Here is a 25,240-nt window from a genome sequence, read left to right as displayed (position 1 = left end):
GGCCGGCCGGCCCGGGGTCAGAAGTCGTCCTCGTCGGGGACCGTGAAGGCCGCGAGGGAGGGTTCCGCGCCCGCGCCGGCACCGGGCAGGGCCAGCTCCGCCCAGATGACCTTCCCCTCGGGCGTGTAGCGGGTGCCCCAGTGCTCGCTGAGCTGGGCCACCAGGAACAGGCCGCGGCCTCCCTCGTCCGTGGTCGCCGCGTACCGCAGGTGCGGGGCGGTGCTGCTGCCGTCCCAGACCTCGCAGGTCAGCGTGTGGTCGTACAGCAGCCGTACGCGTACGGGCGCGCTGCCGTGCCGCAGGGCGTTGGTGATCAGCTCGCTGAGGATCAGCTCCGTGGCGAAGCCCAGTTCCGGCATGCCCCACTCGTCGAGCTTCTTCGCCGCGAGGCTGCGCAGCGAGCCGACCGCGCTGGGCTCGAACGGCACCTCCCACAGCGCGACCCGGTCCGGGCCGAGGGTGCGGGTCCGCGCGATGAGCAGGGCCACGTCGTCGGTCGGCCGGGCCGGCAGCAGGATGTCGAGCACCGCCCGGCAGCTCTCCTGCGGATCCCGGTCGGGGTGGCTCAGCGCCGCCCGCAGCAGTTCCAGCCCCTCGGTGATGTCCCGGGTCCGCTCCTCGATGAGCCCGTCCGTGTACAGGACGAGCTGGCTGCCTTCCCGCAGGTACAGTTCGGCGGTCTCGAAGGGCATGCCGCCGAGCCCCAGCGGGGGCCCGGCCGGCAGCTCCACGATCTCCGTCGTGCCGTCGGGTGCGACCACCAGGGGCGGCAGGTGCCCGGCCCGCGCCATCGTGCAGCGCTGGGACACCGGGTCGTAGACGGCGTAGAGGCAGGTCGCGCCGAGCACCCCGCCGTTCACGTCGTCGCCCTCCCCGTCGTGGTCGATGCGGTGGACGAGGTCGTCCAGGCGGGCGAGGATCTCGTCGGGCGGCAGGTCGAGGGTGGAGAAGTTGTGCACGGCCGTGCGCAGCCGCCCCATGGTGGCCGCGGCGTGCAGCCCGTGCCCGACCACGTCCCCGACGACCAGCGCGACCCGGCTGCCGGGCAGCGGGATCACGTCGAACCAGTCCCCGCCCACCCCGGACTGCGCGGGCAGGTAGAAGTGCGCCACGTCCACGGCGCTCTGCTCGGGCAGGGCGCGCGGCAGCAGGCTGCGCTGGAGGGTCTCGGCGAGGGCGTGCTCCCGGGTGTAGCGGCGGGCGTTGTCCATGGCGACCGCCGCGCGGGCCACGAGTTCCTCGGCGAGCGACAGGTCGTCCTCGTCGAAGGGCTCCGGTTTCCGCGACCGCCAGAAGTTCACCACCCCGAGCACGACCCCCCGGGCCGTGAGCGGGGCGGCGATGAGGGAGTGGATCCCGTAGTCGATGATGGCCCGGGTCCGGGGCGGGTCCTGGGCGTGCCAGCCCGGCGCGTGGGCGAGGTCGGGCACCAGTTCCGCTTCGCCGGTGCCGTAGCCGCGGGCCTGCGGGGTGGAGGGCAGGAAGTCGATGAGGCGGCCGCGCGGGTAGAGCGGGTGGTCGGCGCGGATGCCGCTGACCGCCGTGCGCCGCATGTCGGCGCCGGGCCCGGGTTCGTCCCCGTCGAGCACCGACTCGGCCAGGTCGACGGTGACGTAGTCGGCGAAGCGGGGGACCGCGACGGCGGCGAGTTCCTCGGCGGTGCGGACCACGTCGAGGGTGGTGCCGATGTCACCGCCCGCGTCGTACAGCAGCTTGAGGCGCTTGCGGGCCGTCTCGGCCCGGCTGGTCAGGACCCGCATCTCGGTGGAGTCGCGGATGGTGACCACCGTGCCCGACGGCCGGCTGCGGGGGTGGGTGAGCCGCTGGTTGACCACGAGCAGCCGGTCCCCGGTCTCCAGGACCTCGTCGGTGGCCACCCGGCCGGACAGCAGCAGGTCCGCCGTACGGCGGTCCAGGCCGGGTACGGACCCGATGTGCAGCCCCTCGGCGTCCTCCGGCAGCCCGAGGAGCCGTTTGGCCTCGTCGTTGGCCAGCACGAGCCGCCGGTCCCCGTCGGTGATCAGCACCCCTTCGCGGACGGCGTGGAGCACCGCGTCGTGGTGCTCGTACATGCGGGTCATCTCCTGCGTGCCGAGTCCGTGGGTCTGGCGCCGCAGCCGCCGGCTGATCAGGGCGGTGCCCGCCGTCGCCAGGGCCAGGCCGGTCGCGATGGCCAGCAGGATGACGGGGAGCTGGCGGTCGACGACACCGCTCACGTTCTCGACGGTCAGGCCCGCCGAGACCAGGGCGACGACCCGGCCGTCGGGCGCCGTGACCGGCACCACGGCCTGGATCTCCTTGCCGAGGGGGCCGTCGACGCTCTCGGTGTAGGTCCGCCCGGCGAGCGAGGGCTCGATCGTCCCGACGAACCGCTTGCCGATGCGGTCCGGCTGCGGGTGGGTGTAGCGGATGCCCTGGGTGTCCATGACCACGATGAAGTCCACCCCGGCGGCCGCACGCGTGGCCTCGGCCAGGGGTTGCAGGATCGCGGAGGGGTCCGGCGACTTCAGGGCCTCCTGGAGGCCCAGGGAGTGCGCGAAGGTCTGGGCGACGGAGACGGACCGGTTGCGCGCCTCCCGGTCGATGTCGTGGCGCGACTGCAGGAGCAGGGCCAGCAGCGCGGCGGCGGCGAGCAACACCACGATCGCCACCTGGAGGACGAATACCTGTCCGGCGACGCTCCTGAACCGGTTGCCTAGGGGTGACCGCACCGACGTGCCCGGCACGGGTGGCGAGGAAGGGTCACGAACCCAGTTGTAGCACTTCCGGGCGTCCGCGGCTGCCGAATCGCACATGCCGCGTCGGCGCGTCCCCGGCCCGGCGGCCCGAGCCGGGCCGGTCCTGGCGCGCTAGCGCTGGGTGGGGACGGTGGCGGCGGCCGGTGCGGCCGGGAGCGGGGTCGCCCGCGCGGACATAGATGTCCGGGGGGACGGCGAGGTCTCGGGAGCCTTGCGGTCCACGGGGGCCTGCGGGGCTGCAGGGGCCTTCGGGTCTATGGGCGCCTGCGGGCCCTCGGTGGTCTCCGGGGCGCAGGTGACCTCGTCGCGCGGGGTGTAGCGGGTCGTGTACTCCTCGCGCTTGACCTCCTTGCCGCCCTGGACGAAGACACGGCCGACGGCCACGTCGAAGCCCTCGAGGGGAGTCTGGACCTCGCAGGTGGGTCCGCTGCCCGTCCGCTTGCCGGGCGGCGTCACGTGGGTGCGCGGCCCCTGGGTCGCGCGGATCTCGTCGTACTTCTTCGTACCGAGGAGGGTGATGGTCAGCGAGGTCTCGGTGGATTCGGCCCTCACGTAGAGGGCGTGGCCGGTGTCGTTGATCCAGCGGAGGTCGAGGAGGCCCCACGCGACGGTGGCCTCGCGGCCCTCGGGGTAGCGCTCGATGTAGAAGGAGTGGGCGCCGTGCTCGACGGTCTTGACGCCCGCGAAGAAGGCGGCGTTGTACATGGTGGTCGCGACGGCCGAGACACCGCCGCCGGGTGATTTCACGTACTGGCCGTCGTTGATCATGATGCCGTCGACGAAGCCGTTCTCCGGGGTGCGCTCGCCGACGGTCCGGTTGAAGCTCCACTCCTGGCCCGGAAGGACCACCGAGCCGTTGATGAGTTCCACGGCGCGGCCGATGTTGGTCGTGCGGTACGGGGCGGCCGGGAAGTCGACCGTGAAGGAGGAGACCTTCTCCTTGATGCCCAGGCGCTGCGCCTCGGCGCTCGTGAGGTCGGGCTGGACCTCCACGGTCGCGACCTCGGCGCTGCGCGCGGCACCGGTGCGGGTCAGCAGGGGCATCACGGCCCGGCCGAGCGCCGCCTCGGTGACCTGGCGGCCCGTGCTGCCGTGGTCCCCGACCACCACGCGGCCGTCCGCGTCGAGGCGGAGGGCGGCGTCGCGCGGATCCCGGGTGACCGCTTCGACCGGCCGGGCCACGGCGGGGTCGGCGAGCAGGCCCTTGGAGTCCAGGGCGGGCACCAGGCGGCCCTGGGTGTCGGGCTTCATCTCCAGGTGCCCGCCGAGCACGGCGGGGCCTATGGGTATGCGCCGGCCGGCGACGGTGAGCGTGACGGGGCCGGACATCGCGGGCTGCGCGAACTGCCGCAGGGCCCGTCCGGTCTCCTCGGCTCCGATGCGGGGCTGCGTACGCTCGACCGGCATCACCACGGGGGCGGTGTCCGGCTGGAGGTAGGCCTCGCGGAGGGTGTCGAGGGCCGGGTCCGTCCGCAGGGCGATGCCGGGGAGCGGGGCGACTGACTTCACCGTGCCCTTGTCGAAGGTGACGGAGCCGTCGCGGACCTGCTGGCGGGTGCTCGCGCCGATCCGGTCGACGGCCGCCCGGGCGGTCGGCTCGTCCATGCGGGTCACGGGCTGCACGTCGCGGTGTCCCTCGGCGAAGAGGCCGCCGATGACGGTGAGGGGGCCGTACCCGGTGCGGACGGCGCGTTCGACGGTGGCGGCGGTGTCGAGGGCGAGCCCGAGCACTGCGGGATCGGCTTCCTCCACCCGGTCGCCGATCCGCATCGCGACCGGCGCCGCGGCGGTGGGCCCCAGCTCCCGGTCCAGCACCTGCCGGGCCTGCGCCCGGCTCATCCCGCCGATGTCGACGCCCCGGACCCGGGTGCCGGGGTAGATGTCCCCGCCCGTGACGAGCCCGGTGACGTAGAGACCGCCCAGCCCGAGCACGGCGGCGCCGCCCGCCACGGGCAGTGCCGTCCGCCAGTCACCCGTCCAGCTGCGCACGCGTCCCATGTCTCTCCCTGCCGCCGGCCGGTCGTACGGCGGGCGGCGCGGGCCGCGGCGGCGGCCCCTCGATGACGTTCCGGACCGCCATGATCTCCCTGAAACGGACCATTTGGGGGCGAATGTAATGGTTCTCACGCAGACGGAACCGGCCGGGCCCACAACAGAGCGCCCGGCCTGAACGGGTGTTCAGGCCGGGCGCTCCGGTCGGTATGCCGGACCGGTGGGATCCGCGGAGGTCAGACCGCCGGAACCGGGTAGGTCGGGTACTCGACGCCGGAGACCTGCTGCACGACGCGGATCACCTGGCACGAGTAGCCGAACTCGTTGTCGTACCAGAGGTAGAGGATCGCGTCGTCGCCCTCGACCTTCAGCGCGCCCGCGTCGATGATCGACGAGTGGCGCGAGCCGATGAAGTCGCTGGAGACCGCGTCGGGGGCGCTGATGAAGTCGATCTGGCGCTTGAGCGGCGAGGACAGCGACACGTTGCGGAGGTAGTCGACGACTTCCTCGCGGTTGGCCTCCCGCGCGAGCCGCAGGTTCAGGATCGCGATCGAGACGTTGGGCACGGGGACGCGGATCGAGCTGCCGGTGATCCGCGCCTTCAGCTCGGGCAGCGCCTTGGCGACCGCGGAGGCGGCGCCGGTCTCGGTGATGACCATGTTCAGCGGCGCCGAACGGCCGCGGCGGTCCGAGCTGTGGTAGTTGTCCAGGAGGTTCTGGTCGTTGGTGAACGAGTGGACGGTCTCCACGTGACCGCGCAGCACGCCGTACTCGTCGTCCATCGCCTTGAGCGGCGGGACGATCGCGTTCGTGGTGCAGGAGGCGCAGGACAGGATCCGCTCGTCCGGCTTGATCGTGTCGTGGTTGACGCCGTGCACGATGTTCGGGACGTCACCCTTGCCGGGCGCGGTGAGGACGACCTTGTCGATACCCGGGCGCAGGTGCTTGGAGAGACCCGCGCGGTCGCGCCACTTGCCCGTGTTGTCGATGAGGATGGCGTCCTTGATGCCGTACGCGGTGTAGTCGACCTCGGACGGATCGCCGGCGTAGATCACCTTGATCTCGTTGCCGTTGGCGATGATCGTGCTCGTCGCCTCGTCCACGGTGATGGTGCCCTGGAACTGGCCGTGGATGGAGTCGCGGCGCAGCAGCGAGGCACGCTTGACGAGGTCCTGGGCGCCGCCTCCGCGGACGACGATGGCGCGCAGGCGCAGGCCGTTGCCGGAGCCGGCCTTCTCGATGAGCAGGCGGGCGACGAGGCGGCCGATGCGGCCGAAGCCGTAGAGGACGACGTCGCGCGGCTCGCGGCGCCCGATCTTGTCGGCACCGGTGGCGCCGGCGACGGCCTCGGCGGTGAACGCCTCCACCGACAGACCGCGGTCGTCGGTCTTGTACGTCGCGGCGAGCATGCCGATGTCGATCTGGGAGGGGCCGAGGTCGAGCGTGGTGAGGGCCTGCAGGAACGGCAGGGTCTCGGTGACCGAGAGCTCCTCGCCGTCGATCTGGCGGGCGAATCGGTGGGTCTTGAGAATGCTCACCACGGACTTGTTCACCAGGGAGCGGCTGTGCAGGACGACCGTGACGTCCCGCTCCCGGTGCAGCTTCCCGATGATCGGGATCATCGACTCCGCGATCTCCTCGCGGTTCTTCCAGTTGGTGAACGAGTCGTCATTGACAGTCACAGGTTTATCTTTCGAGCTAGGCGGCGCTCACATGCTAACCCCCCGATACTTTGATCATTCAAGTGGTGTCGCCCAGGGTCACGGTTGGTGTGATTCACCCCACCTTGTTCCTGGGGGCTCAGCGGGCGCCCGCCTCGGCACCGGCGGGCACCTCGTGGATCCGCCCGTCGACGCCGGCCCGGTAGAGCCTGCCGGCCGAGAACCCCCGGTCGCCCTGCCCGTACACGAGCTGCGTGGACAGCCGCATCCCCGACTCCAGGGCGCACAGGCCTCCGTCCTCGGCCCGCCAGATCTGCCCCGAGGCGTGGGTGGCGATCAGCGGGCGCCCCGCGCTGTCGAGGGTGAGTCCGTCGGGAAGGGCGAGGGCGTCGGAGGGTCCGGCGGAGAGCCACCGCCGCGGGTGTCCGGGGTCGGCCGCGGGGATCCGGTACAGCCCGGGGGCGACGGTGGTCTGCACGACGTAGACCTCGGACCCGTCCGGGGAGACGGCGATCCCGTTGGGCTGCGCCACCTCGGCCCAGACGGGATCGACCTCGGACCCGTCCGGGGAGACGGCGATCCCGTTGGGCTGCGCCACCTCGGCCCAGACGGGATCGACCCGCCCGTCGGGCGTGACGCGTCCGATGCCCCGCCGCCCGCCCAGGGTCGTGGTGTACACCGTGCCGTCGGGTGCGAGGGCGACGCCGCCGAGGCCGGAGGCGTACGGGGTGACCTCGCCGGAGTCCGGGTCCACCGCCAGGAGCTGCGACACGGGAAGGACGTCGCCGGTGAGCGAGTGCACGAGGTCGTTGCCGGTGCCGACGAGGAGCCCGCCGTCGGGGCGGACGACGATCCCCCCGTTGGCCCCGATGTCCCCGGTGAGGGCGACGGGGGCGCTGCCGGGTGCGTCGATGCGGTGGACCCGGCCGCTGAAGTACGCGGTGGCGAACATCCGGCCGCGCCGGTCGACCGCGATGGACTCGACCCAGTCGGGCAGGTGCGCCACCTGGACGGGCGGCGGCGCCGACCCGGCGCCCGCACACATCGGGGCCGCGTGGGCCGGGGCGGGCGCGAGCACCGCCAGGGCCGCCGCCACGGCTGCCGCGACCGCCGGCACCGAGGCCCTGCGGTCGCCGCGGCGCTGCCTGCGCGCGGCTCGGAACATCGTGGCCGGCCCCATCGGTCCTCCTCCGTGGCCGCCGCCGTCACGGCGCGACGCCGACGGACCGGCGCCCGTCGAAGCGGTCCACGATAGGGCCGGGCCCGCCCGGCGCGGCGTTGCGGCCGGAAACGGCGGGAAGTTGGCCGCATCCCGGTGCGTCGGCCCGAGGGGGTGGCGGGCCGGTGCCGGGCCGGCTCAGCTCTCCCAGGACTCGTCGAGGTAGGCGCGCGCCAGGGCCCCGGCGCGTGTGAACCAGTCGGTGAGGACGGCGGTCTGCTCCGGCGTGTACTGCGCGAAGAGGCCTGCGAGGCGCACGTAGTACGGCCCGTAGATCTCCGTCACGCGCTCGGCGGCGGCCGGGACCGCGACGACCCGCACCCGGCGCCCGTCGGCCGGGTCCGGCTGCCGGACCACGAAGCCTCCCCGCTCCAGCCGGTTGAGGATGCCGGTGACCGCCCCGGTGGTGACGTGGGCGCGCGCGGCCAGATCGCCGGCGGTGACCGGTGAGTCCCCCGCCTCCAGGACGTACGCGAAGCACACGAGGTCCGTCACGCTCACGCCGAGCTTCCGGGCGAACTCCTGCTGGCCGACGATGCTCGTCGCGATGAGGCCGTCCATCGCCGCGATCGCGTCCGCGGCGGTGGCGCCGGGTGTGACCTCCATTGAAATTCCCTCACCTCATGAGATAAATTGCTTAGCGACTAAGACATCATAGGTCGGCCGCCGTCCGCATGCCCATTCCACCGCGGCGCGACACCGGCTCACGCAGGAGGCAAGCAGATGAGCGCACACCCTTACGACGAGGGCCACACCGTCGCCGGATGGACCGGGACCGCCGTCGCCACGGCCGGCACCTCGGTCACCGCCCTGGGCGTCATCGGCTGGGCCCCGGGCATCTGGCTGGGCCTCGCGATCACGGCGGCGGCGCTGCTGGTCACCTGGGCCCTGCACCTCGCCGGCTGGGGCAAGCCGCCGGGCCTGCGGCCCGTCGACCAGTGGGGCATGCGGGTACGGGACGACTCCGCGCGCCAGGGGCACGCGCAGTGCCTCGGCTGCCGGCTGGCCGGACGGCGCCCCGCTCCGGCGCGCGCCGTCCACGCCGTCACCCTCTCCCCCGTGGCGGCCGACCTCGCACCCTGACGTAGCGGGGCTCGGCGCGCCGCGCTGCGCCATCCGTGCTGTCCTCGTAGGGGAGGGACTCCCCGACAGCACGAGCTGTACGGGACGGGACGAGCGAGCCGAGGAGGAACCATGAACAGCACCCTGCGGGCCCGGGACATCATGACCGAGGGCGTGCAGTGCATCCGGGAGGAACAGTCCCTGGTGGAGGCGGCGCGCATGATGCGCGACCTGAACGTCGGCTGTCTGCCGATCTGCGGCAGCGACCAGCGCCTCCAGGGCCTCATCACCGACCGGGACATCGTGCTCAAGTGCTGCGCCGAGGGCAAGGACCCGGCCCGGATGCGCGCCGGGGAACTGAGCGGCACCCTGCACTGGATCGACGCCGAGAGCAACGCGCAGGAAGCGGTGGACACCATGGAGGTCCACCAGATCAAGCGGCTTCCCGTCATCGACGTGGCCGGCGGCCACCGCCTGGTCGGCATGATCACCGAAGCCAACCTGGCGAAGAACCTCTCCGACGAGGACATCGCCGAGTTCGCCGTCCGCGTCTACGCCGCCAACTGACCCCGGAACGGAGGCAGCGGCTCAGCGTTCCGAGAGCTCCGAGGGTGCCTCCTGGACCACCCAGCCGTTGCCGTCCGGGTCCTGGAAGGACATGAACGAGTTCCAGGTGCCCCCCTTGCCCTCCTCCCAGCCGTCGTCCCCGACGTGCCGGATCACGGAGACCTCCACGCCCCGGCCCAGCAGCTCCGCCCGGGCCGCCTCGATGTCCGTGACGCAGAGCTGCAGGCCCTGCAGCGTGCCGGGGGCCATCTGCTGCATTCCGGGCGCCGCGGGCATCCCCTGGAGCATCGCGATCGAGCACCGCGAGCCCTCCGGGGTCAGCTGGATGATGCGCATGCCGGGGGCCACCTCGTCGTCGAGGTCGACCCTGAACCCGGCCTTGCCGGCGTAGAACTCCTTCGCCCGGTCCATGTCGGTGACGGGGACGGGGATGACTTCGAGCGTCCAGTTCACGGGGGGCTCCTCACGCACGTCGGGCTCTGGCCGCACCGGACCCACCGGCTGCACCAGAAGGGGATCAAAGAGACAATGACAGCAGGACAGCGGCCCCGCGAGGCGGATCTGACGGCCTCGCACCCGGAAGTGGGGCGGTGTGATGCACGACGGCCTGTTCCGCGGCGCCTCCGACGGCTCCGGCTCCGCCGGGGAACCGGGCGAAGAGACCTACGAGGCGTACGCCCTGCTGGACGTGCACGGCGTCGTGATCGGCCTGAGCCCCGGCGCCGAGAGCCTCCTCGGCCGCACCGCGGAGGAGGTCCGGGGGCGGCAGGGGGCCGAACTGCTGTACACCCGCTCGGACGCCGCCGCGCTGATGGGGCGGTGCGCGGCCGGCACCGTGGTCGATCTGGGGCGCGCGGTCCTGCGGCACAGCAGCGGACAGCCGGTGGGGGTGACCCTCCAGGTGCGCCCGATCGCGTCGACGGGCGGCGACCGGCAGTGGCTGGTCCGCCTGAGGGACTCCGCCGCCGCGCACCGGCACGAACTCGGAGAGGCCCTCCTGCGGGGCCTGTTCACCGAATCCCCGGTCGTCATCGACGTCTTCGACACGGAGCTGCGCTTCCTGGCCCAGAACGACGCACAGGGCCGCACCGGGACCTTCGGGGACAGGCAGTGCACGGGCCGCACGATGGCCGAGGTGGCGCCGCCCGGGCTGCTGGACCTGGAGGCCTTCGAAGCCCGGCAGCGGCACGTCCTGGAGACCGGTGAAGCCCTGATCGCCACCGAGGTCCGCGGGCGCACACCCGCCGACCCGGACCGCGAACACGTCTGGTCCGAGTCGATCCTGCCGCTGCGCAGCCGCTCCGGGGAGGTGATCGCGCTGGCGCACGCGGTCGTCGACGCGACGGAACGGGACCGGGCCGAGGAGCGGCTGGCCCTGGTGAACGACGCTAGCGCGCGCATCGGCACGGCGCTCGACGTCCTGCGCACCGCGCAGGAGCTGGTCGACGTGGCCGTCCCGCGCTTCGCCGACCACGCGTACGTCAACCTGCTGGACCCGGTCTTCGGCGGTGAGGAGCCGGCCCACGGTCCGGTCCCCGGCACCGTGCCGCAGCGCCGCGCGGCGAGTTCGGTGGCGCAGGGGGCGCGGAGCGAGGCGATGGTGCCCATGGGCGAGGTCGACCGCTTCGCCTCGGAGCCCGGTTCGCCCTTCGCGCTCGCGCTGGCGAGCGGCGAGCCCGCGCTGATGACGGGCGCGGAGCTGACCCCCGAATTCGCTGCGGCGGACCCCGGCCGGGCCGCCCTGGTGCGCGAGTACGGGGTCCACTCCTGGCTGCTGGTCCCCCTGTTCGCGCGCGGTGCGGCGCTGGGCACCGCGGTCTTCGTGCGCTCCGAGCGCGCGCACCCCTTCGAGGCCGACGACGTGCTGCTGGCCGAGGAGATCGTGGGACGCGCCGCCGTGTGCATCGACAACGCGAGCCGCTACACCCGGGAGCGCACGACGGCCCTGGCCCTGCAGCGCAGCCTGCTGCCGCAGCGGCTGCCGGAACTCGACGCGGTGGAGTCCGTGGGCCGGTACCTGCCCGCCAGCGGGCACACCGTGCTGGGCGGTGCCTGGTTCGACGTCATCCCGCTGTCGGGCGCGCGGGTCGCGATGGTGGTGGGGGACGTGGCGGGGCACGGCCTGCACTCGGTGGTCACCATGGGGCGGCTGCGCACGGCCGTACGGACGCTCGCGGACCTCGATCTGGCGCCCGAGGAGCTGCTGGGCCGGCTGAACGACCTGGTGGGCCGGCTCCAGGACGAGCACGGCCAGGGGCATGCGGCCGGGGCGGCCGGGACGACCTGCGTGTACGCGGTGTTCGATCCGGTCACCCGGGTCTGCGTCCTGGCCCGCGCGGGGCATCCGGCACCGGCGCGCGTGTCGGCGGACGGACGGGTCGACGTCCTCGGCCTCCCCGCGGGCTCCGCCCTGGGACGGGGCGGGCTCCCCTTCGAGCACGGCGAACTGGCGCTGGCCGACGGGGAACTGCTCGTCCTGTACACCGACGGTCTGGTGCGCGCGCAGGAGCAGACGGTCGACACCGGGCTCGACAGGCTGCGGACCGCGCTGAGCGGCCTGCGGCCCGGCGGCAGCCTGGACGCCGTCTGCGACGAGGTGATGGGGCGTCTGCTGCCGACCCGCGCGCACGACGACGCCGCGCTCCTGATGGCGCGGGTGCGCGGACTGGCCCCCGACCGCCACGTCACCTGGGAGCTGCCCTCGGCGCCCGAGGTGGTGGGCCGGGCCCGTGTGCTCGCCACGGAGAAGCTGGCCGAATGGGGTCTGCAGGAGCTGGAGTTCACCACGGAACTGGTGGTGAGCGAGCTCGTCACCAACGCCGTCCGCTACGGCAGCCCGCCGGTCCGGCTGCGGCTGATCCGCGACCGCGCGCTGATCTGCGAGGTCTCCGACGGCAGCAGCACCTCCCCGCACGTCCGGCGGGCCCTGGAGACGGACGAGGGCGGCCGCGGACTGTTCATGGTCGCGCAGCTGGCCCAGCTCTGGGGCACCCGCTACCACCCCCGCGGCAAGACCATCTGGGCCGAACAGCCCTTCCCGAGCGGCCCGTCCGCCGTCCCGCACACCTCCTGAGCAGTCTGCTCCGCCCCGGGGCGGCCGCCGCCGCGGCCCTCCCCTCGGTCGTGCGCGGCCCGGCCCCCGTACGCCGGCGCGCACGACTGGCACACCGTCACCCCTGGCCCGGCCGCCCGGCCTTGCGGACCCGTGGCAGGGCCGGCTGAAGATCTTCCGTAAGCTCGTGCCCCTCAGTGCGACCGACTGAGCTCACGCACCGTCGCGTCCGCAGGGGCCGCCCCCGCGGACGCGGACCGACCAGGGGAACAGCATGCTTCTGCCCGTCAACCGACGTCTGGCCCTCAGCGCCACCACCCTGCTGGCGCTGGTGGCCACCATGGCACCGGTGACCGCCGCGCACGCCGCGCCAGCCCGTCCCGCCGAGGCCGCGCAGCCCGCCGTACCGGCCGCCGACCTCGAGGCCCTGGCCCAGGCCCTGCGGAACACGACCGATGCCGGTGCGCCCGGCGCCATGGTGCGTCTGACCGGCCCCGGCGGTGTCGTCACCAGGACCACGGGCGTCCGCGACAGGACCACGAACGCGGCCATGGACACCAAGGCCCGCTTCCGGATCGGCAGCGTCAGCAAGACCTTCTCCTCCGTCGTCCTGCTCCAGCTGGTGGCCGAGAAGAAGATCGACCTGGACACCTCCGTCAACCACTACCTGCCCGGCCTGCTGCCCGACGACCGGATCACGGTGCGGCACCTGCTGAACCACCGGAGCGGGCTCGCGGACTACACGAACGCCATGTTCGCGCAGACCGTGCCCGGTTTCGAGGCCGTACGGAACAAGGTGTTCAGCTACGAGGAGCTGGTCGCCCTGTCGCTGGCCGAACCGCGCACGACCGAGCCCGGCGCGGCGTACAAGTACTCGAACACCAACTTCGTGGTCGTCGGCATGCTCATCGAGAAGGCCACCGGCAACAAGGTGGCCAAGGAGTACGACCGCCGCATCATCAAGCGCCTGGGGCTGCGCAACACCTCGTACGTCCACCCCAGCACGGCGGTCAAGGGTCTGCACGCCCGCGGTTACCTCCACCCGGACGAGGCGGGCGCCCCCCTGGTCGACTCCACCGAGCAGACGGTGTCCTGGGCCCAGTCCGCGGGTGCGGTCATCTCCAGCCCGGCCGACCTCAACACCTTCATGTCCGCGCTGCTCGGGGGCCGGCTGCTGTCCGCGCCGATGCTGGACGCCATGATCACCATGACCCCGACGGACGCCACGAACACCCGGTTCTACGGGCTCGGCCTGCGCCGCTACGACCTGTCCTGCGGTACGTCGGTCTACGGGCACACGGGCACGGTCCAGGGCTTCTACACCTACGCGTTCGCCACCCGGGACGGCCGCCGCAGCCTCGCCGCCATGGCGAACACCTCGAACAGGGGTACCGCGAACACGGCCCTCGGCGGAACCCTCGAGGCGGCGTTCTGCGGAAAGCAGCCCGCCAAGGCCACCGCCCGCGGCTTCGCGGTGACGGCCCCGGAGCCGGCGCCGGCCGAGGTGGACCTGCCCGAGCGCCACGCGCGCTGACACGAACGGAACTTCCCCGCGCGACCCGGTGACCTCCGGGCCGGGGCGGGAGGAACCGTACACGGGAGCCCACACCCCCCGGGGGGTGTGGGCTCTCCGCGTTCCCGGCGGAGGACCGGACGCGGGTGTCACCAGGAGGACTTGGTGCCCCCGGGGAGGAACCCGGCATGGGCCTGTTCGCGCATCCGGACGCGCGAGAGCCCGAACCGGCGGAGGTACCCGCGGGGGCGTCCGTCGACGGCGTCCCGGTTGCGGGCCACGGCCGCTCCCGACGCCGATCACGTCGACGGTCCTGACCGCCCGTGCGCTCAGGGTCAGCCGCACGAAGCGGCCCTCGCCGAGCAGCCAGTACCGCTTGTGCTGGATGTCGGGGTCGAAACGGCGGGAGGTGCGCCGGTGCGAGTGGGAGACGGAGTTGCCGAAGCCCGGCCGGGCGCCCGTCAGCCGGCAGTGGGCGGCCATGGGTGCTGCCTGCCTCACGCAGAGTCTCAGCTGCGCCGCCGTCCGCAGCCGCGGCCGCTTCCGGCGCGCGCCGACCGTCCTGATCCAGCCGTCCAGCAGCGTCTTGCGGTCCCTCCGCCGCCGGGCCGGGTGCAAAGCGCCCGGCGAGGGTTACGGTCGTACGGCCGTTTGCCGAAACCGGTACGTATTCCTCGTCGGGGAGGAACAGCTGGGATGAGCGACGCACCTCTGTACCTGGAACCGCGGCTGGCCCCGCGTCTGGCGTCCCTGCTGGACGCGGCAGGCTTCGCGCACGACCTCGTGGACGGGCTCGGATCGCCCCTGAACCTTGTCCTGCCGCAGCAGTTCGCGCAGAACGTGGCGGAATTCCACTCCGTCCTGAGCCGGCACCGCCTCGGCGGCCGGGTCTACTACGCGCACAAGGCCAACCGCTCCAGCGCCCTGGTCCGGCGGCTCTCCACCACCGGCGCCGCGCTCGACGCCGCTTCGCTCGGCGAGTTGCAGCACGCGCTCGCGTCGGGGTTCACCGGTGACCGGATCATGGTGACCGGGCCCAAGGACCCCGAGTTCCTCTGGCTCGCCGCGCGCTGCGGGGCGACCGTCAACGCCCACGGTGCCGGGGAACTCGCGGCCGCTGCCGCCCTCGTCGGCGCGTACGGGCTGCCGCGGCTGCGCGTCCTGCTGCGCCTGTCCGGGTTCGAGGTCTCCGGAGCCAGGGTGCTGTCGCGCCGCAGCCGCTTCGGTACCTCCGTGAAGGCCCTGGACGGTCTGCTCGGCGTACTCGAACGGCACCGGGACGCGCTGGAGCCGATCGGGGTCGGCTATCACCTCGACCCGACGAGCCCGGACGAGAAGGCCACGGCGCTCGAAGGCTGCCTGCGGGCCACCGAGGAGCTGCGGCTGCGGGGCTTCCAGCCGTACGTGATCGACGTCGGCGGCGGCTTCGGCGTCAGCTACCTGGCCCACGCCGCCCAGTGGGAGCGCTACACCACGGAGCTGACCCGTGCCGTGATGGGCCGGCGGCCACCGCTCACCTGGGGCGGCCACGGGTACGGCCTGCGCGCGGAGCACGGCACCCTCAAGGGGGCCCTGGGGCTGTATCCGGCGCACCGCCCGGTCACCGGGGCCGCCTATCTCGACGAGCTGCTCCGCCTCCCCGCGCCCACGCTCGGACGCCCGCTGGGCACGCTGCTCCTGGAGAGCCTGTGCGATCTGTACGCGGAACCCGGCCGGGCGCTGACCGACCAGTGCGGGGTCACGCTCGGCCGGGTGCTGGAGGTGCGGCCCCCCGAAAACGGCGGCGACGGCCATCTCGTGCGGCTCGCCCTGAACGCGGGGGACGTGGGCCTGGAGGACCACGGCGTCCTCGTGGACCCCGTCCTCCTGCGCCGCGACGGCAGCCCGCCCGACGCCACCGGGCCGGTCGGGGTCCACCTCCTGGGCAACCTCTGCCTGGAAGCGGACCTGATCACCCGGCGGATGGTCTTCCTGCCCGCGCTGCCGCGGCCGGGGGACCTCCTCGCCTTCGCCAACACGGCCGGCTACTGCATGGACTTCACCGCCACCGGCGCCCAGCAGCAGCCCACGGCACGCAAGGTCGCGGTGGACGAGGCCCGGCCGCCGGACGGCCGTCTTCATCGTCTGCGACCGGGTGGAGAGCTATCTCGGCTACGTGCGCCGGCGCCGCCCGGAGCTGCTCGGGAGGCCCGCCGTGCGCAACTCGGTGGCCACGCTGACGGAGGCCGAGGTCCGGTCGGCTCCCGTCATCGAGGTCGGCGACGCGCAGAAGTGGCTGGATGCCGGCCGGCCGCTGGTCGTCGACCTGCGCGGCCCCTTCGCGTACGCCGCGCTGCACATCGACGGCTCCGTGAACATCGTGGACGAGCTGTTCGACGAACTCGTCCGGGGCGGCCTGCCCTTCAGCAAGCGGCAGCCGGTGCTGCTGGCCTGCCCGGTCGGGGAGAAGTCCGCCCGGTACGCGGCCCTGCTGACGCGGATGGGCCACCCCGACGTGCGCAGTCTCGCCGGCGGCATCGTCGCCTGGCGGGACGCCGGCGCGCCGCTGGTGCGTGACTGACATGGCGGCGGACCCCGCGCAGGACATCCGGGAACTGGCGTCCTGGCAGCGCGGCCTGCGGGCCCAGTTCCCGATCGTGGTCGGCCATCCCGGTCTGGTCTACCTGGACAGTGCGGCCACCGCGCAGAAGCCGCAGCCCGTCCTGGACGCCGTGCAGGACTACCTGACCCGCTCGAACGCCAACGCGGGCCGGGGCTCGTACCCCTGGGCCAACACCACGACGGCTCTGGGGGAGGGCGCCCGCGGGCGGGTCAAGGAGTTCCTCGGCGATCCGCGGCCGGACCGGTCCGGGGTGCACTTCACCAGCGGGGTTTCGGACGGGCTGCGCACCCTGGCCCGGGACTGGCTGCCCGGCCTGCTGGAGGACGGGGACGAGATCGTCGTCCCGTTCTCCGACCACCAGGCGAACCTGTCGCCGTGGCTGGAGGCGCGGGACCTGCTGGCCCGCCAGGGCGTCCGCATCAGGGTCCGGGAGCTGCCGCGCCAGGCGGGTACCGGGGACTACGACCCGCGGGAGCTCGAAGCGATCACCGGGCCGCGCACCCGTTTCGTCCCGGCCACCCACGTGCACCACGTGCACGGGGTCGACATGAACGTGCACCGCGTCCGCCGGGCGGTCGGGCCGGACGTACCCGTCTGCCTGGACGCCGCGCAGAGCGTGGGCCACCTGCCGGTGTCGGTGGCCGACCTCGACGTGGACTTCGTGGTGTTCTCCGGCCACAAGACCATGGCCCTGCCGGGTACCGGTGCCGTCTGGTCCCGCGGGCAGCGGGGGCCGGCGTTCCGGCCGGGCGGCTGGAGCGGTACGCCGAACACGGTCGGCATCGTCTCGCTGGCGGCCGCCCTCGACTGGCTCGACGGGGCGGGGACCGGCCGCATCGAGCGCTGGACGGTGGCCCTGACGTCACTGCTGACCGACGGACTCGCGCAGATGCCGGCGTACGAGGTCCTCGGCTGCCGCTCGAACCTGGCGGCCGGATCTCCGGTGCAGCGGCGGCGCAGCATCGTGACGTTCCGTCATCGCGGGATCGAAGCCCAGGACCTCGGGTTCATCCTCTTCAGCCACGGCTTCATGGTGCGCTCCGACGGACACTGCCAGGCCGGCGTGCCGGAGAAGGAGGGGTCGGTGCGGGTGAGCCTGCACGTGCACAACACACCGCAGGAGATGGAGGAGTTGCTCAGCACGCTCGCCAGTCTGCAATGATTTCCATTATGGGAGTGAGTACGGCGACGGCGGCACGGTGGGTGGAGCGCTGGGAGAGCCAGCAGCAGCGGTACGCGGTGGACCGGGAGGAGAGATTCACGGTCATGGCCGACGTCGTCGAGGAGGTGACGCTCGGCCGGCCGGCGCCGCTGGTGCTCGACCTGGGCAGCGGTCCGGGGGCGCTCGCCTCCCGGCTGGCGGCCCGGCTCCCCGGGGCCGAGGTGGTGGCCGTGGACGCCGATCCCCTCCTGCTGGACCTCGGCCGCTCCTACTACGGGCCGGACCTGCGCTACGCGCAGGCGCTGATCGGCGAGCCCGGCTGGCTCGACGCGCTCGCCCTGGACCGCCCGGTGGACGCGGCCGTGTCGGCGACCGCCCTGCACTACCTGGGCGAAGGCACCCTGCGCCGGGTGTACGGCGAGCTGGCGGCGCGGCTGCGCCCCGGCGGCGTCCTCGTCAACGGCGACCACATCAGCCCGGACGCGACGGCCGTCTCCCGGCTCGCGCAGCACATCGGGCTCCGCCGCTCGCAGCACCACCTGGACACCGCCGAGGACTGGGAGTCCTGGTGGGCGGAGGCGGCCGCGGACCCGGAACTGGCGCCCCGCCTCGCGCGGTGCGCACCGCACCGGCATCCGGAGTGCGAGGGCAACGACCTGACCCTGGCGGGTCATCTCGCCCTGCTGCGCGAGGCCGGTTTCGGGCAGGCCGGAACCGTCTGGCAGTTCGGCCACAGCCACGTCGTGGTCGCCGTCCGCTGAACCGCGGCGCCCGCGCCGGTTGGCGGGCACCGCGCGGGGTAACCCTCGGTACGGACCTGCGGTGCCACGGGAGCCGTGGTCCCGCGCCCCGTCACCGAGTCCAGGAGATACGCGTGTCCGCCGCGTCGAGCTATGCGTCCGGGGTCTGCGAAGTGCCGCTGCTGGGCGACACCATCGGAGAGAACTCGGACCGCACCGTCCGCGGAGCTGGCCGCCGACGTCGACGCCCTCGGACTGCTGGACCTCGGCATCGCCAAGGGCGACCGCGTCGGCATCTGGGCGCCCAACCGCGCCGAGTGGACGCTCGTGCAGTACGCCACCGCAAGGATCGGGGCTGTGCTCGTCACCGTGAACCCCGCCTACCGCTCGCACGAACTCGCCTACCTGCTCCGGCAGTCAGGGACCCGTCTGCTGGTCGCGGCGGAGAGCTTCAAGGGCTCCGACCACGCGGCGGTGATCGAGGAGGTGCGCCCGGACTGCGGGGAGCCTCGGGGACCACCGGCTTCCCCAAGAGCGCCACCCTCTCCCAGCACAGCATCCTCAACAACGGGTATTCCGTCGGCGAGTTGTGCCACTACACCGAGCGCGACCGGGTCTGCCTGCCGGTGCCGTTCTACCACTGCTTCGGAGCTGGCCGAGCCCGGCTTCGACGGCTACGACCTGTCCAGCCTGCGGACGGGCATAATGGCGGGCTCCCCCTGTCCGGTCGAGGTGATGAAGCAGGTCACCGACCGCATGGGGATGACCGAGGTGTCCATCTGCTACGGCATGACGGAGACCTCACCGGTGTCGACGCAGACCCGAGCGGACGACCCGGTCGAGCGCCGGGTCTCGACGGTGGGCCGGGTCGGTCCGCACCTGGAGATGAAGGTGGTCGATCCGCAGACGGGACGGACGGTGCCCCGGGGGAACCGGGCGAGCTGTGCACGCGCGGTTATTCGGTCATGCTCGGCTAAGGACATGGTGATCCGCGGCGGCGAGAACCTCTACCCGCGGGAGATCGAGGAGTTCCTCCACACGCACCCCGACGTGCTGGACGTGCAGGTCATCGGCGTCCCGGACCCGAAGTACGGGGAGGAGCTGATGGCGTGGGTCCGGATGCGCGAGGGCGCCGAGCCGCTGACGGCGGCCGCCGTCCGCGCCTACTGCGACGGACGGCCGGCCCACTTCAAGATCCCGCGCTACGTCCACGTCGTGGAGGAGTTCCCCATGACGGTGACGGGCAAGATCCGCAAGGTGGAGATGCGGGAGAGGGCCGCCCGCCTGCTCGGCCTGCCGGCCCGGTGACCGACCCGGGCGGTGCACGCGGCGCCCGCCCGGACGGGGACGGCGGTCAGGGGCGGGGCGACAGTTCCGCCATGGCGTTCCAGCCCTGGCCGGGGACCTCGACGTTGATGATCTCCGGGGTGGTGGCGATGGCGCCCGCCATCGCTTCCATTCCGGCCTTGAAGTGCGCCGACCCGACGTGGGCGGCGCCCGCCGCGGCATCGGTGAAGGCCTCCAGGAGGGTGTACTTGTTCGGGTCGTCGACGCTGCGCGACCAGTCGTAGAACAGGTTCCCCGGCTCGTCGCGGGTGGCCCGGGTGAAGTCGTCGACGAGCGCGAGCCAGTTGTCGCTGTGCTCCGGGCGGACGTCGAACCTGACGGCTATGAAAATCATGGCTCCAGCCTGGCAGGCGGGGACGGCCGGCGCACCCCGGGTCAGTCCGGATTCCGGCAGGGCCGGAATCCGCCGTCACGGCCGCGGCGCCGCGGCCCGCGCCAGCGCGGTACGGATCTCCCCCGGGCGGCGGCGGAACTCCTCGGTCGGCAGTGACACCGACAGGGCGTGCACGGCGTCCCCCTCGCGCGGCCCGGGCAGGGCCACAGCCAGGCAGGTGTACGCGGGGTCGGCCTCCCCGACGGAGAGCGCGTAGCCCTGCCCGCGCACCCGGGCCAGCTCCGCCTCCATGGCCCCGGCGCCGACGATGGTCGCCCGGGTCAGGCGGGCCATGCCGTGCTCGGCGAGGTAGCGCCGCCGGACCGGCCGGGGCAGCTCGGCGAGCAGCGCCTTGCCGTGCGCGGTCGCGTGTGCCCGGGTCTCGCGGCCGGGCCCGAAGGGGTGGGTGGCGTCCGTGACCGGAGCCGTCGTGTCGACGACCGTGATGAGGCCGCCCCGGTAGGCCGTGTAGTACGCCTCGGCGCCGGTGGCCCGGCGCAGCCGGGCCAGCAGGTCGGTCATGGGGCCGGCCGGCTCGAGGTGGCGCAGGTAGCCCCGGTGCAGCCGGGGTATGCGGGGCCCCGGCACGTAGCCGCGCGCCGTGCGCAGGAGGTAGCCGCGTTCCGTGAGCGGGCCCAGCAGGTGGTACGCGGTGGACAGCGAGCAGCCCGTCAGCCGCGCCAGCGCCTTCGCGCTGAGCGGGTCCGCCGCCTCGGCCACGGCGTCGAGGATCGCCAGCGCGCGGTCGACGGACTGCGGACCGGTCTGCGGCATGGCGGTTTTCCCCGGGGTGGGACGGCAGGACGGGACCCGAGCCTACGGGGCGCTGCGGAGCCGCTCGAAACGGCCCGGCGGAGGGTGACTCCTGTCACTTCGAGTGAGGGATGGGACATGACGACGGGGGCACGGGGCACGCGCGGGGCTTGCGAGACCACCGCGGGTCCACCGCGGTGCCGGAACCGGAGGTACAGCGCGTCGTGTCGGAAGAGAAGACCATTCACATCGCCGGAACGTGGCGGTCCTCCGCCTCGGGGGCGGTCAGGGAGGTCCTGGACCCCGCGGACACCCGGCCGCTGGCCGTCGTCGCCGAAGGCGGTGCGGCGGACGCCGACGCGGCCGTCGGCGCCGCACGGGCCGCCTTCGACGCGGGCGAGTGGCCCGGCACCCCGGTCGCCGAGCGCGCCGCCCTGCTGCGCCGGACGGCCGACCTGCTGCAGCGCGACCGCGAGCGCATCGCTCTGCTGGAGAGCCAGGACGCGGGCAAGACCCTCGAAGAGGGCCGCATCGACGTGGACTGCGTCAGCGACGCCTTCCGCTACTTCGCCGACCTCGTCGTCGCCGAGGGTGCCGGACGCGTCGTCGACGCCGGTTCCCCCGAGATCCGCAGCGTGGTCGTCCACGAGCCGGTCGGGGTGTGCGCCCTGATCACGCCGTGGAACTACCCGCTGCTCCAGGCCAGCTGGAAGATCGCTCCGGCCCTGGCGGCGGGCAACACCTTCGTGATCAAGCCCAGCGAGATCACCCCCCTGACCACGGTGGCCCTGATCGGACTGCTGGTGGAGGCGGGCCTGCCGGCCGGGGTCGCCAATCTGGTGACCGGTCCCGGCGATCCGGTCGGTGCCCGCCTCGCCGAGCACCCCGGCGTCGACCTGGTCTCCTTCACCGGCGGCCTCTCCAGCGGGACGCGCGTCATGCGGGCGGCCGCCGACACGGTCAAGAAGGTGGCCCTGGAGCTGGGCGGGAAGAACCCCAACGTCGTCTTCGCCGACGCGTGCGCCACCGAGGAGGGCTTCGACACCGCCGTCGACCAGGCGCTCAACGCGGCCTTCCTGCACAGCGGCCAGGTCTGCTCGGCCGGTTCACGGCTGATCATCGAGGAATCGCTGAGCGAACGCTTCGTCACCGAGCTCGCCCGCCGCGCGGAACGGATCCGCATCGGCCGGGGCACCGACCCGGGCGTGGAGTGCGGCCCGCTGGTCTCGACCGCCCAGCTCGCGCGGACCCAGGCCTACGTCGCCTCCGCGCTGGAGGAGGGCGCCGTCCTGCGCGCCGGCGGGGAGCGCCCGGAGGTCCCGGGCTACTTCTACCGCCCGACCGTCCTCGACCGCTGCCACCGCGGGATGCGGGTGGTCCGGGAGGAGGTCTTCGGGCCGGTCCTGACCGTCGAGACCTTCCGTACCGAGGCCGAGGCCGTCGCGCTGGCCAACGACACCGAGTACGGGCTGGCCGGCGGCGTGTGGACGGCGGACCAGGGCCGCGCCGCGCGGGTGGCGGGCCGGCTCCGCCACGGCACCGTCTGGATCAACGACTTCCACCCCTACCTGCCGCAGGCCGAGTGGGGCGGCTTCGGCAAGTCCGGCATCGGGCGCGAGCTCGGCCCGGCGGGCCTCGCCGAGTACCGCGAGACGAAGCACGTCTACCAGAACCTCGCTCCGCGCCCCGTGCGCTGGTTTGCGGGCTGAAAGGGCAGATTGATGACCACGAGCACCACGCAGCACCCCGGGCACGAGCGCGAGGAGGAGTACGACTACGTCGTCGTCGGCGGCGGCACCGCCGGCTCCGTGATCGCCTCGCGCCTCACCGAGGACCCGGACGTCACCGTCGCCGTCATCGAGGGCGGGCCGAGCGACGTCGACCGCCCCGACGTGCTGACCCTGCGCCGCTGGATGGGCCTGCTCGGCGGGGAACTCGACTACGACTACCCCACCACCGAGCAGCCCCGCGGCAACTCGCACATCCGGCACAGCCGGGCCCGCGTACTCGGCGGCTGTTCCTCGCACAACACCCTCATCGCCTTCAGGCCGCTCCCCTCCGACTGGGACGAATGGTCGGACGCGGGGGCCGAGGGATGGCACGCGGCCGCGATGGAGCCGTACTTCGACCGGCTGCTGAACAACGTCGTGCCCGTGGCGGAGGCGGACCGCAACGCCATCGCCGCCGACTTCGTGGAGGCCGCCCAGGGTGCACTGGGCATACCCCGCATCGAGGGGTTCAACCGGAAGCCGTTCCACGAGGGCGTCGGGTTCTTCGACCTCGCCTACCATCCGGAGACCAACAAGCGCTCCTCGGCGTCGGTGGCGTACCTCCACCCGGTCATGGACGAACGGCCCAACCTCCGTCTGCTGCTGGAGACCTGGGCGTACCGCCTGGAGCTGGAAGGCACCCGGGCCCGTGGCGTGCACGTCCGGGCCCAGGACGGCACCCGGTCGCTGATCACCGCCCGCCGCGAGGTGCTGGTGTGCGCGGGCGCCGTCGACACCCCGCGGCTCCTGCTGCACTCCGGCATCGGTCCCCGTGCGGACCTGGAGGCCCTCGGCATCACCCCGGTCCACGATCTGCCCGGAGTCGGCGAGAACCTGCTGGACCACCCCGAGTCGGTGATCGTCTGGGAGACGGACGGGCCGATCCCGGAGAACTCCGCGATGGACAGCGACGCGGGACTGTTCGTCCGCCGTGACCCGGACTCCGCCGGGCCCGACCTGATGTTCCACTTCTACCAGATCCCCTTCACCGACAACCCGGAGCGGCTGGGCTACGAACGGCCCGCGCACGGCGTCTCGATGACCCCCAACATCCCCAAGCCGCGCAGCCGCGGCCGCCTCTACCTGACCAGCGCGGACCCCGCGGTCAAACCCGCCCTCGACTTCCGCTACTTCACGGACGAGGACGACTACGACGCGACGACGCTGGTGGACGGCATCAAGCTGGCCCGCGAGATCGCCGCGGCCGAACCGCTGGCGGGATGGCTGCGGCGCGAGGTGTGCCCGGGCCCGGAGATCACCGGCGACGAGGAGCTGAGCGTCTACGCCCGTTCGGTGGCCCACACCGTCTACCACCCCGCCGGGACCTGCAAGATGGGCGCCCTCGACGACGAGAGCGCCGTGGTGGGGCCGGACCTGAAGGTCCGCGGGCTCGACGGCATCCGGATCGCCGACGCCTCCGTCTTCCCCACCATGCCCGCGGTCAACCCGATGATCGGAGTGCTCATGGTCGGCGAGAAGGCGGCCGAGCTGCTGCGGCAGGACCGCGCGGGGGACGTGGGCCACGGGCTGGGCCACGCGCCGGAAGGGGAGGCCCGGTGAACGCCCCGCACACGCACGGCGGCGAGGACGCCCACGGCTCGCCCGTCTTCTCCGTCAGGGGGCTGTGGAAGGTCTTCGGCCCCGAGGCCCGGGCGGCGAAGGTCCCCGGCTCCGCGGACGCGGAACTGACCGCCGCCGAACTGCGCGAACGGACCGGCTGCACCGCGGCCGTCCGCGACGTCGCCTTCGACGTCCGCAAGGGCGAGGTCTTCGTCGTCATGGGCCTGTCCGGCTCGGGCAAGTCCACGCTGGTGCGCTGCCTGACCCGGCTGATCGAGCCCACCGCCGGATCACTGTCCATCGACGGCGAGGACGTCCTCGCGATGGACGCGGGGCGGCTGCGCTCCCTGCGCCGCCACCGCGCCGCCATGGTCTTCCAGCACTTCGGCCTGCTGCCGCACCGCACCGTCCTCGACAACGTCGCCTACGGTCTGGAGATCCAGGGCATGAGCCGCGCGGAGCGGCGTGCCAAGGCCGCCGAGATGGTGGCCAAGGTCGGCCTCGACGGCCTGGAGAACCGCAGGCCCGGCCAGCTCTCCGGCGGGCAGCAGCAGCGTGTCGGGCTCGCCCGCGCGCTCGCCGCCGATCCGGAGGTGCTGCTGTTCGACGAGCCGTTCAGCGCGCTCGACCCGCTGATCCGGCGCGAGATGCAGGAAGAGGTGGCGCGGCTCCACCACGAGGAAGGCCGCACGATGGTCTTCATCACCCACGACCTGGCCGAGGCGCTCCGCCTGGGCGACCGGATCGCGCTGATGCGCGACGGCCGGATCGTCCAGTGCGGCACCCCCGAGGAGATCGTGGGCTCGCCCGCCGACGACTACGTCCGGGACTTCGTCCGCGACGTGCCGCGCGAGCAGGTGCTCACCGTGCGCGGCGCGATGCGTCCGGCGGCGCCGGGCGAGGCCGACCGGGGTCCCGCCCTCTCCCCCAGCACGACCGTCTCCCAGGCCATCGAGGCGGTCGCCCGTACCGGCGGTCCCGCGCGGGTCGTCGACGGCGGCCGCTGCCTCGGCGTGGTCGACGACGCGGGGCTGCTCGCCGTCGTCGCCGGCCTCCCCGCCCCGTACACGCCGGAGGTGGCCGCATGAGGGACCGTACGCGTGTCCGCGCCCCCGGCGCGGGGAGGTGGC

Annotated in this window: 17 protein-coding genes and 5 pseudogenes; 12 read left to right on the top strand and 10 right to left on the bottom strand. The window is 73.3% G+C overall.

Annotated elements, in window-relative coordinates; genetic code table 11:
* Positions 1-17 precede the first annotated feature (17 nt).
* The 5 genes from ACFWUZ_RS04255 to ACFWUZ_RS04235 all read right to left on the bottom strand — a co-directional run bounded on the left by ACFWUZ_RS04255 (position 18) and on the right by ACFWUZ_RS04235 (position 8,216).
* Complete coding sequence (locus ACFWUZ_RS04255; RefSeq protein WP_384366753.1) at positions 18-2,651, bottom strand: SpoIIE family protein phosphatase; 2,634 nt, start codon at positions 2,649-2,651, stop codon at positions 18-20.
* A gap of 198 nt (positions 2,652-2,849) precedes the next feature.
* A complete protein-coding gene (locus ACFWUZ_RS04250) occupies positions 2,850-4,736 on the bottom strand; it encodes a VanW family protein (protein ID WP_384366750.1) in 1,887 nt (628 codons plus the stop codon).
* A gap of 230 nt (positions 4,737-4,966) precedes the next feature.
* Positions 4,967-6,412, bottom strand: coding sequence for a glyceraldehyde-3-phosphate dehydrogenase (locus tag ACFWUZ_RS04245; RefSeq protein ID WP_384366747.1), 1,446 nt, complete (start codon positions 6,410-6,412; stop codon positions 4,967-4,969).
* A 118-nt stretch (positions 6,413-6,530) separates the two neighbouring features.
* Positions 6,531-7,571 carry an SMP-30/gluconolactonase/LRE family protein gene (locus ACFWUZ_RS04240; protein WP_384366744.1) on the bottom strand — a complete coding sequence of 347 codons (1,041 nt, stop codon included), beginning with the start codon at positions 7,569-7,571 and terminating at the stop codon, positions 6,531-6,533.
* Between the two features lie 177 nt (positions 7,572-7,748).
* On the bottom strand, positions 7,749-8,216 hold the full coding sequence (locus tag ACFWUZ_RS04235) for a MarR family winged helix-turn-helix transcriptional regulator (RefSeq protein WP_384366741.1): 468 nt from the start codon (positions 8,214-8,216) through the stop codon (positions 7,749-7,751).
* A gap of 117 nt (positions 8,217-8,333) precedes the next feature.
* Between ACFWUZ_RS04235 and ACFWUZ_RS04230 the strand changes: the two genes are divergently transcribed.
* Together ACFWUZ_RS04230 and ACFWUZ_RS04225 are read left to right on the top strand one after the other, a co-directional pair.
* Entirely contained in the window at positions 8,334-8,693 is a 360-nt protein-coding gene (locus ACFWUZ_RS04230; RefSeq protein ID WP_384366738.1) for an HGxxPAAW family protein, read from the top strand.
* Between the two features lie 111 nt (positions 8,694-8,804).
* Entirely contained in the window at positions 8,805-9,239 is a 435-nt protein-coding gene (locus ACFWUZ_RS04225; protein WP_384366735.1) for a CBS domain-containing protein, read from the top strand.
* Between the two features lie 21 nt (positions 9,240-9,260).
* Here ACFWUZ_RS04225 and ACFWUZ_RS04220 read toward each other — a convergent pair whose 3' ends face one another.
* Entirely contained in the window at positions 9,261-9,692 is a 432-nt protein-coding gene (locus tag ACFWUZ_RS04220) for a VOC family protein (protein ID WP_384366732.1), read from the bottom strand.
* A 142-nt stretch (positions 9,693-9,834) separates the two neighbouring features.
* Here ACFWUZ_RS04220 and ACFWUZ_RS04215 point away from each other — a divergent pair, with 142 nt between their 5' ends.
* Together ACFWUZ_RS04215 and ACFWUZ_RS04210 are read left to right on the top strand one after the other, a co-directional pair.
* Positions 9,835-12,312, top strand: coding sequence for a SpoIIE family protein phosphatase (locus ACFWUZ_RS04215; protein WP_384367261.1), 2,478 nt, complete (start codon positions 9,835-9,837; stop codon positions 12,310-12,312).
* 253 nt (positions 12,313-12,565) lie between these two features.
* Positions 12,566-13,825 carry a serine hydrolase domain-containing protein gene (locus ACFWUZ_RS04210; protein WP_384366729.1) on the top strand — a complete coding sequence of 420 codons (1,260 nt, stop codon included), beginning with the start codon at positions 12,566-12,568 and terminating at the stop codon, positions 13,823-13,825.
* A gap of 128 nt (positions 13,826-13,953) precedes the next feature.
* On the opposite strand, the pseudogene ACFWUZ_RS04205 reads toward ACFWUZ_RS04210, so the two are convergent.
* Together ACFWUZ_RS04205 and rpmB are read right to left on the bottom strand one after the other, a co-directional pair.
* A pseudogene (locus tag ACFWUZ_RS04205) lies at positions 13,954-14,085 on the bottom strand (30S ribosomal protein S14); the annotation flags it as partial.
* 10 nt (positions 14,086-14,095) lie between these two features.
* Positions 14,096-14,287 (bottom strand): annotated as a pseudogene (gene rpmB / locus ACFWUZ_RS04200) (50S ribosomal protein L28); the annotation flags it as partial.
* A gap of 213 nt (positions 14,288-14,500) precedes the next feature.
* Here rpmB and ACFWUZ_RS04195 point away from each other — a divergent pair.
* The 5 genes and pseudogenes from ACFWUZ_RS04195 to ACFWUZ_RS04175 form a co-directional block, all read left to right on the top strand.
* Positions 14,501-15,898 (top strand): annotated as a pseudogene (locus ACFWUZ_RS04195) (Y4yA family PLP-dependent enzyme); the annotation flags it as partial.
* A gap of 7 nt (positions 15,899-15,905) precedes the next feature.
* Positions 15,906-16,364, top strand: a pseudogene (locus ACFWUZ_RS04190) (rhodanese-like domain-containing protein); the annotation flags it as partial.
* 1 nt (position 16,365) lies between these two features.
* Positions 16,366-17,568, top strand: coding sequence for an aminotransferase class V-fold PLP-dependent enzyme (locus ACFWUZ_RS04185; RefSeq protein ID WP_384366726.1), 1,203 nt, complete (start codon positions 16,366-16,368; stop codon positions 17,566-17,568).
* Positions 17,569-17,576: 8 nt separating this feature from the next.
* Positions 17,577-18,329 (top strand): class I SAM-dependent methyltransferase, encoded by a 753-nt coding sequence (locus ACFWUZ_RS04180; protein WP_384366723.1) that lies wholly within the window; start codon positions 17,577-17,579, stop codon positions 18,327-18,329.
* A gap of 152 nt (positions 18,330-18,481) precedes the next feature.
* Positions 18,482-19,616 (top strand): annotated as a pseudogene (locus ACFWUZ_RS04175) (AMP-binding protein).
* Between the two features lie 46 nt (positions 19,617-19,662).
* Here the strand turns inward: ACFWUZ_RS04175 and ACFWUZ_RS04170 are convergent.
* Both ACFWUZ_RS04170 and ACFWUZ_RS04165 read right to left on the bottom strand, forming a co-directional pair.
* Positions 19,663-19,989, bottom strand: coding sequence for a putative quinol monooxygenase (locus ACFWUZ_RS04170; RefSeq protein WP_384366721.1), 327 nt, complete (start codon positions 19,987-19,989; stop codon positions 19,663-19,665).
* A 75-nt stretch (positions 19,990-20,064) separates the two neighbouring features.
* The gene (locus ACFWUZ_RS04165) at positions 20,065-20,802 is read right to left on the bottom strand and encodes an IclR family transcriptional regulator (RefSeq protein ID WP_384366718.1); all 738 of its coding nucleotides are present in this window, start codon (positions 20,800-20,802) and stop codon (positions 20,065-20,067) included.
* Between the two features lie 203 nt (positions 20,803-21,005).
* On the opposite strand from ACFWUZ_RS04165, the gene ACFWUZ_RS04160 reads away from it, so the two are divergent.
* From ACFWUZ_RS04160 to ACFWUZ_RS04150, 3 genes are read left to right on the top strand one after another with little or no spacing between them, the layout of a single operon-like run.
* Positions 21,006-22,490: an aldehyde dehydrogenase family protein gene (locus tag ACFWUZ_RS04160; RefSeq protein ID WP_384366715.1), complete on the top strand. Its 1,485-nt coding sequence runs from the start codon at positions 21,006-21,008 to the stop codon at positions 22,488-22,490.
* A gap of 12 nt (positions 22,491-22,502) precedes the next feature.
* Positions 22,503-24,110: a GMC family oxidoreductase gene (locus ACFWUZ_RS04155; protein ID WP_384366712.1), complete on the top strand. Its 1,608-nt coding sequence runs from the start codon at positions 22,503-22,505 to the stop codon at positions 24,108-24,110.
* Positions 24,107-25,198 (top strand): glycine betaine/L-proline ABC transporter ATP-binding protein, encoded by a 1,092-nt coding sequence (locus ACFWUZ_RS04150; RefSeq protein ID WP_384366709.1) that lies wholly within the window; start codon positions 24,107-24,109, stop codon positions 25,196-25,198. Before ACFWUZ_RS04155 ends, ACFWUZ_RS04150 begins: the two co-directional genes overlap by 4 nt.
* Positions 25,199-25,240 lie beyond the last annotated feature (42 nt).

Source organism: Streptomyces sp. NPDC058646 (assembly GCF_042716875.1).
Lineage (GTDB): Bacteria > Actinomycetota > Actinomycetes > Streptomycetales > Streptomycetaceae > Streptomyces.
This window is presented reverse-complemented; position numbering and strand designations above follow the sequence as displayed.

Bases quoted from the DNA above. Each gene is read 5' to 3' on its own strand.
- ACFWUZ_RS04235 (WP_384366741.1), bottom strand. From the start codon at position 8,216: ATGGAGGTCACACCCGGCGCCACCGCCGCGGACGCGATCGCGGCGATG.
- ACFWUZ_RS04230 (WP_384366738.1), top strand. From the start codon at position 8,334: ATGAGCGCACACCCTTACGACGAGGGCCACACCGTCGCCGGATGGACC.
- ACFWUZ_RS04185 (WP_384366726.1), top strand. From the start codon at position 16,366: ATGGCGGCGGACCCCGCGCAGGACATCCGGGAACTGGCGTCCTGGCAG.
- ACFWUZ_RS04210 (WP_384366729.1), top strand. From the start codon at position 12,566: ATGCTTCTGCCCGTCAACCGACGTCTGGCCCTCAGCGCCACCACCCTG.
- ACFWUZ_RS04225 (WP_384366735.1), top strand. From the start codon at position 8,805: ATGAACAGCACCCTGCGGGCCCGGGACATCATGACCGAGGGCGTGCAG.
- ACFWUZ_RS04240 (WP_384366744.1), bottom strand. From the start codon at position 7,571: ATGGGGCCGGCCACGATGTTCCGAGCCGCGCGCAGGCAGCGCCGCGGC.
- ACFWUZ_RS04165 (WP_384366718.1), bottom strand. From the start codon at position 20,802: ATGCCGCAGACCGGTCCGCAGTCCGTCGACCGCGCGCTGGCGATCCTC.
- ACFWUZ_RS04180 (WP_384366723.1), top strand. From the start codon at position 17,577: ATGGGAGTGAGTACGGCGACGGCGGCACGGTGGGTGGAGCGCTGGGAG.
- ACFWUZ_RS04215 (WP_384367261.1), top strand. From the start codon at position 9,835: ATGCACGACGGCCTGTTCCGCGGCGCCTCCGACGGCTCCGGCTCCGCC.
- ACFWUZ_RS04155 (WP_384366712.1), top strand. From the start codon at position 22,503: ATGACCACGAGCACCACGCAGCACCCCGGGCACGAGCGCGAGGAGGAG.
- ACFWUZ_RS04170 (WP_384366721.1), bottom strand. From the start codon at position 19,989: ATGATTTTCATAGCCGTCAGGTTCGACGTCCGCCCGGAGCACAGCGAC.
- ACFWUZ_RS04250 (WP_384366750.1), bottom strand. From the start codon at position 4,736: ATGGGACGCGTGCGCAGCTGGACGGGTGACTGGCGGACGGCACTGCCC.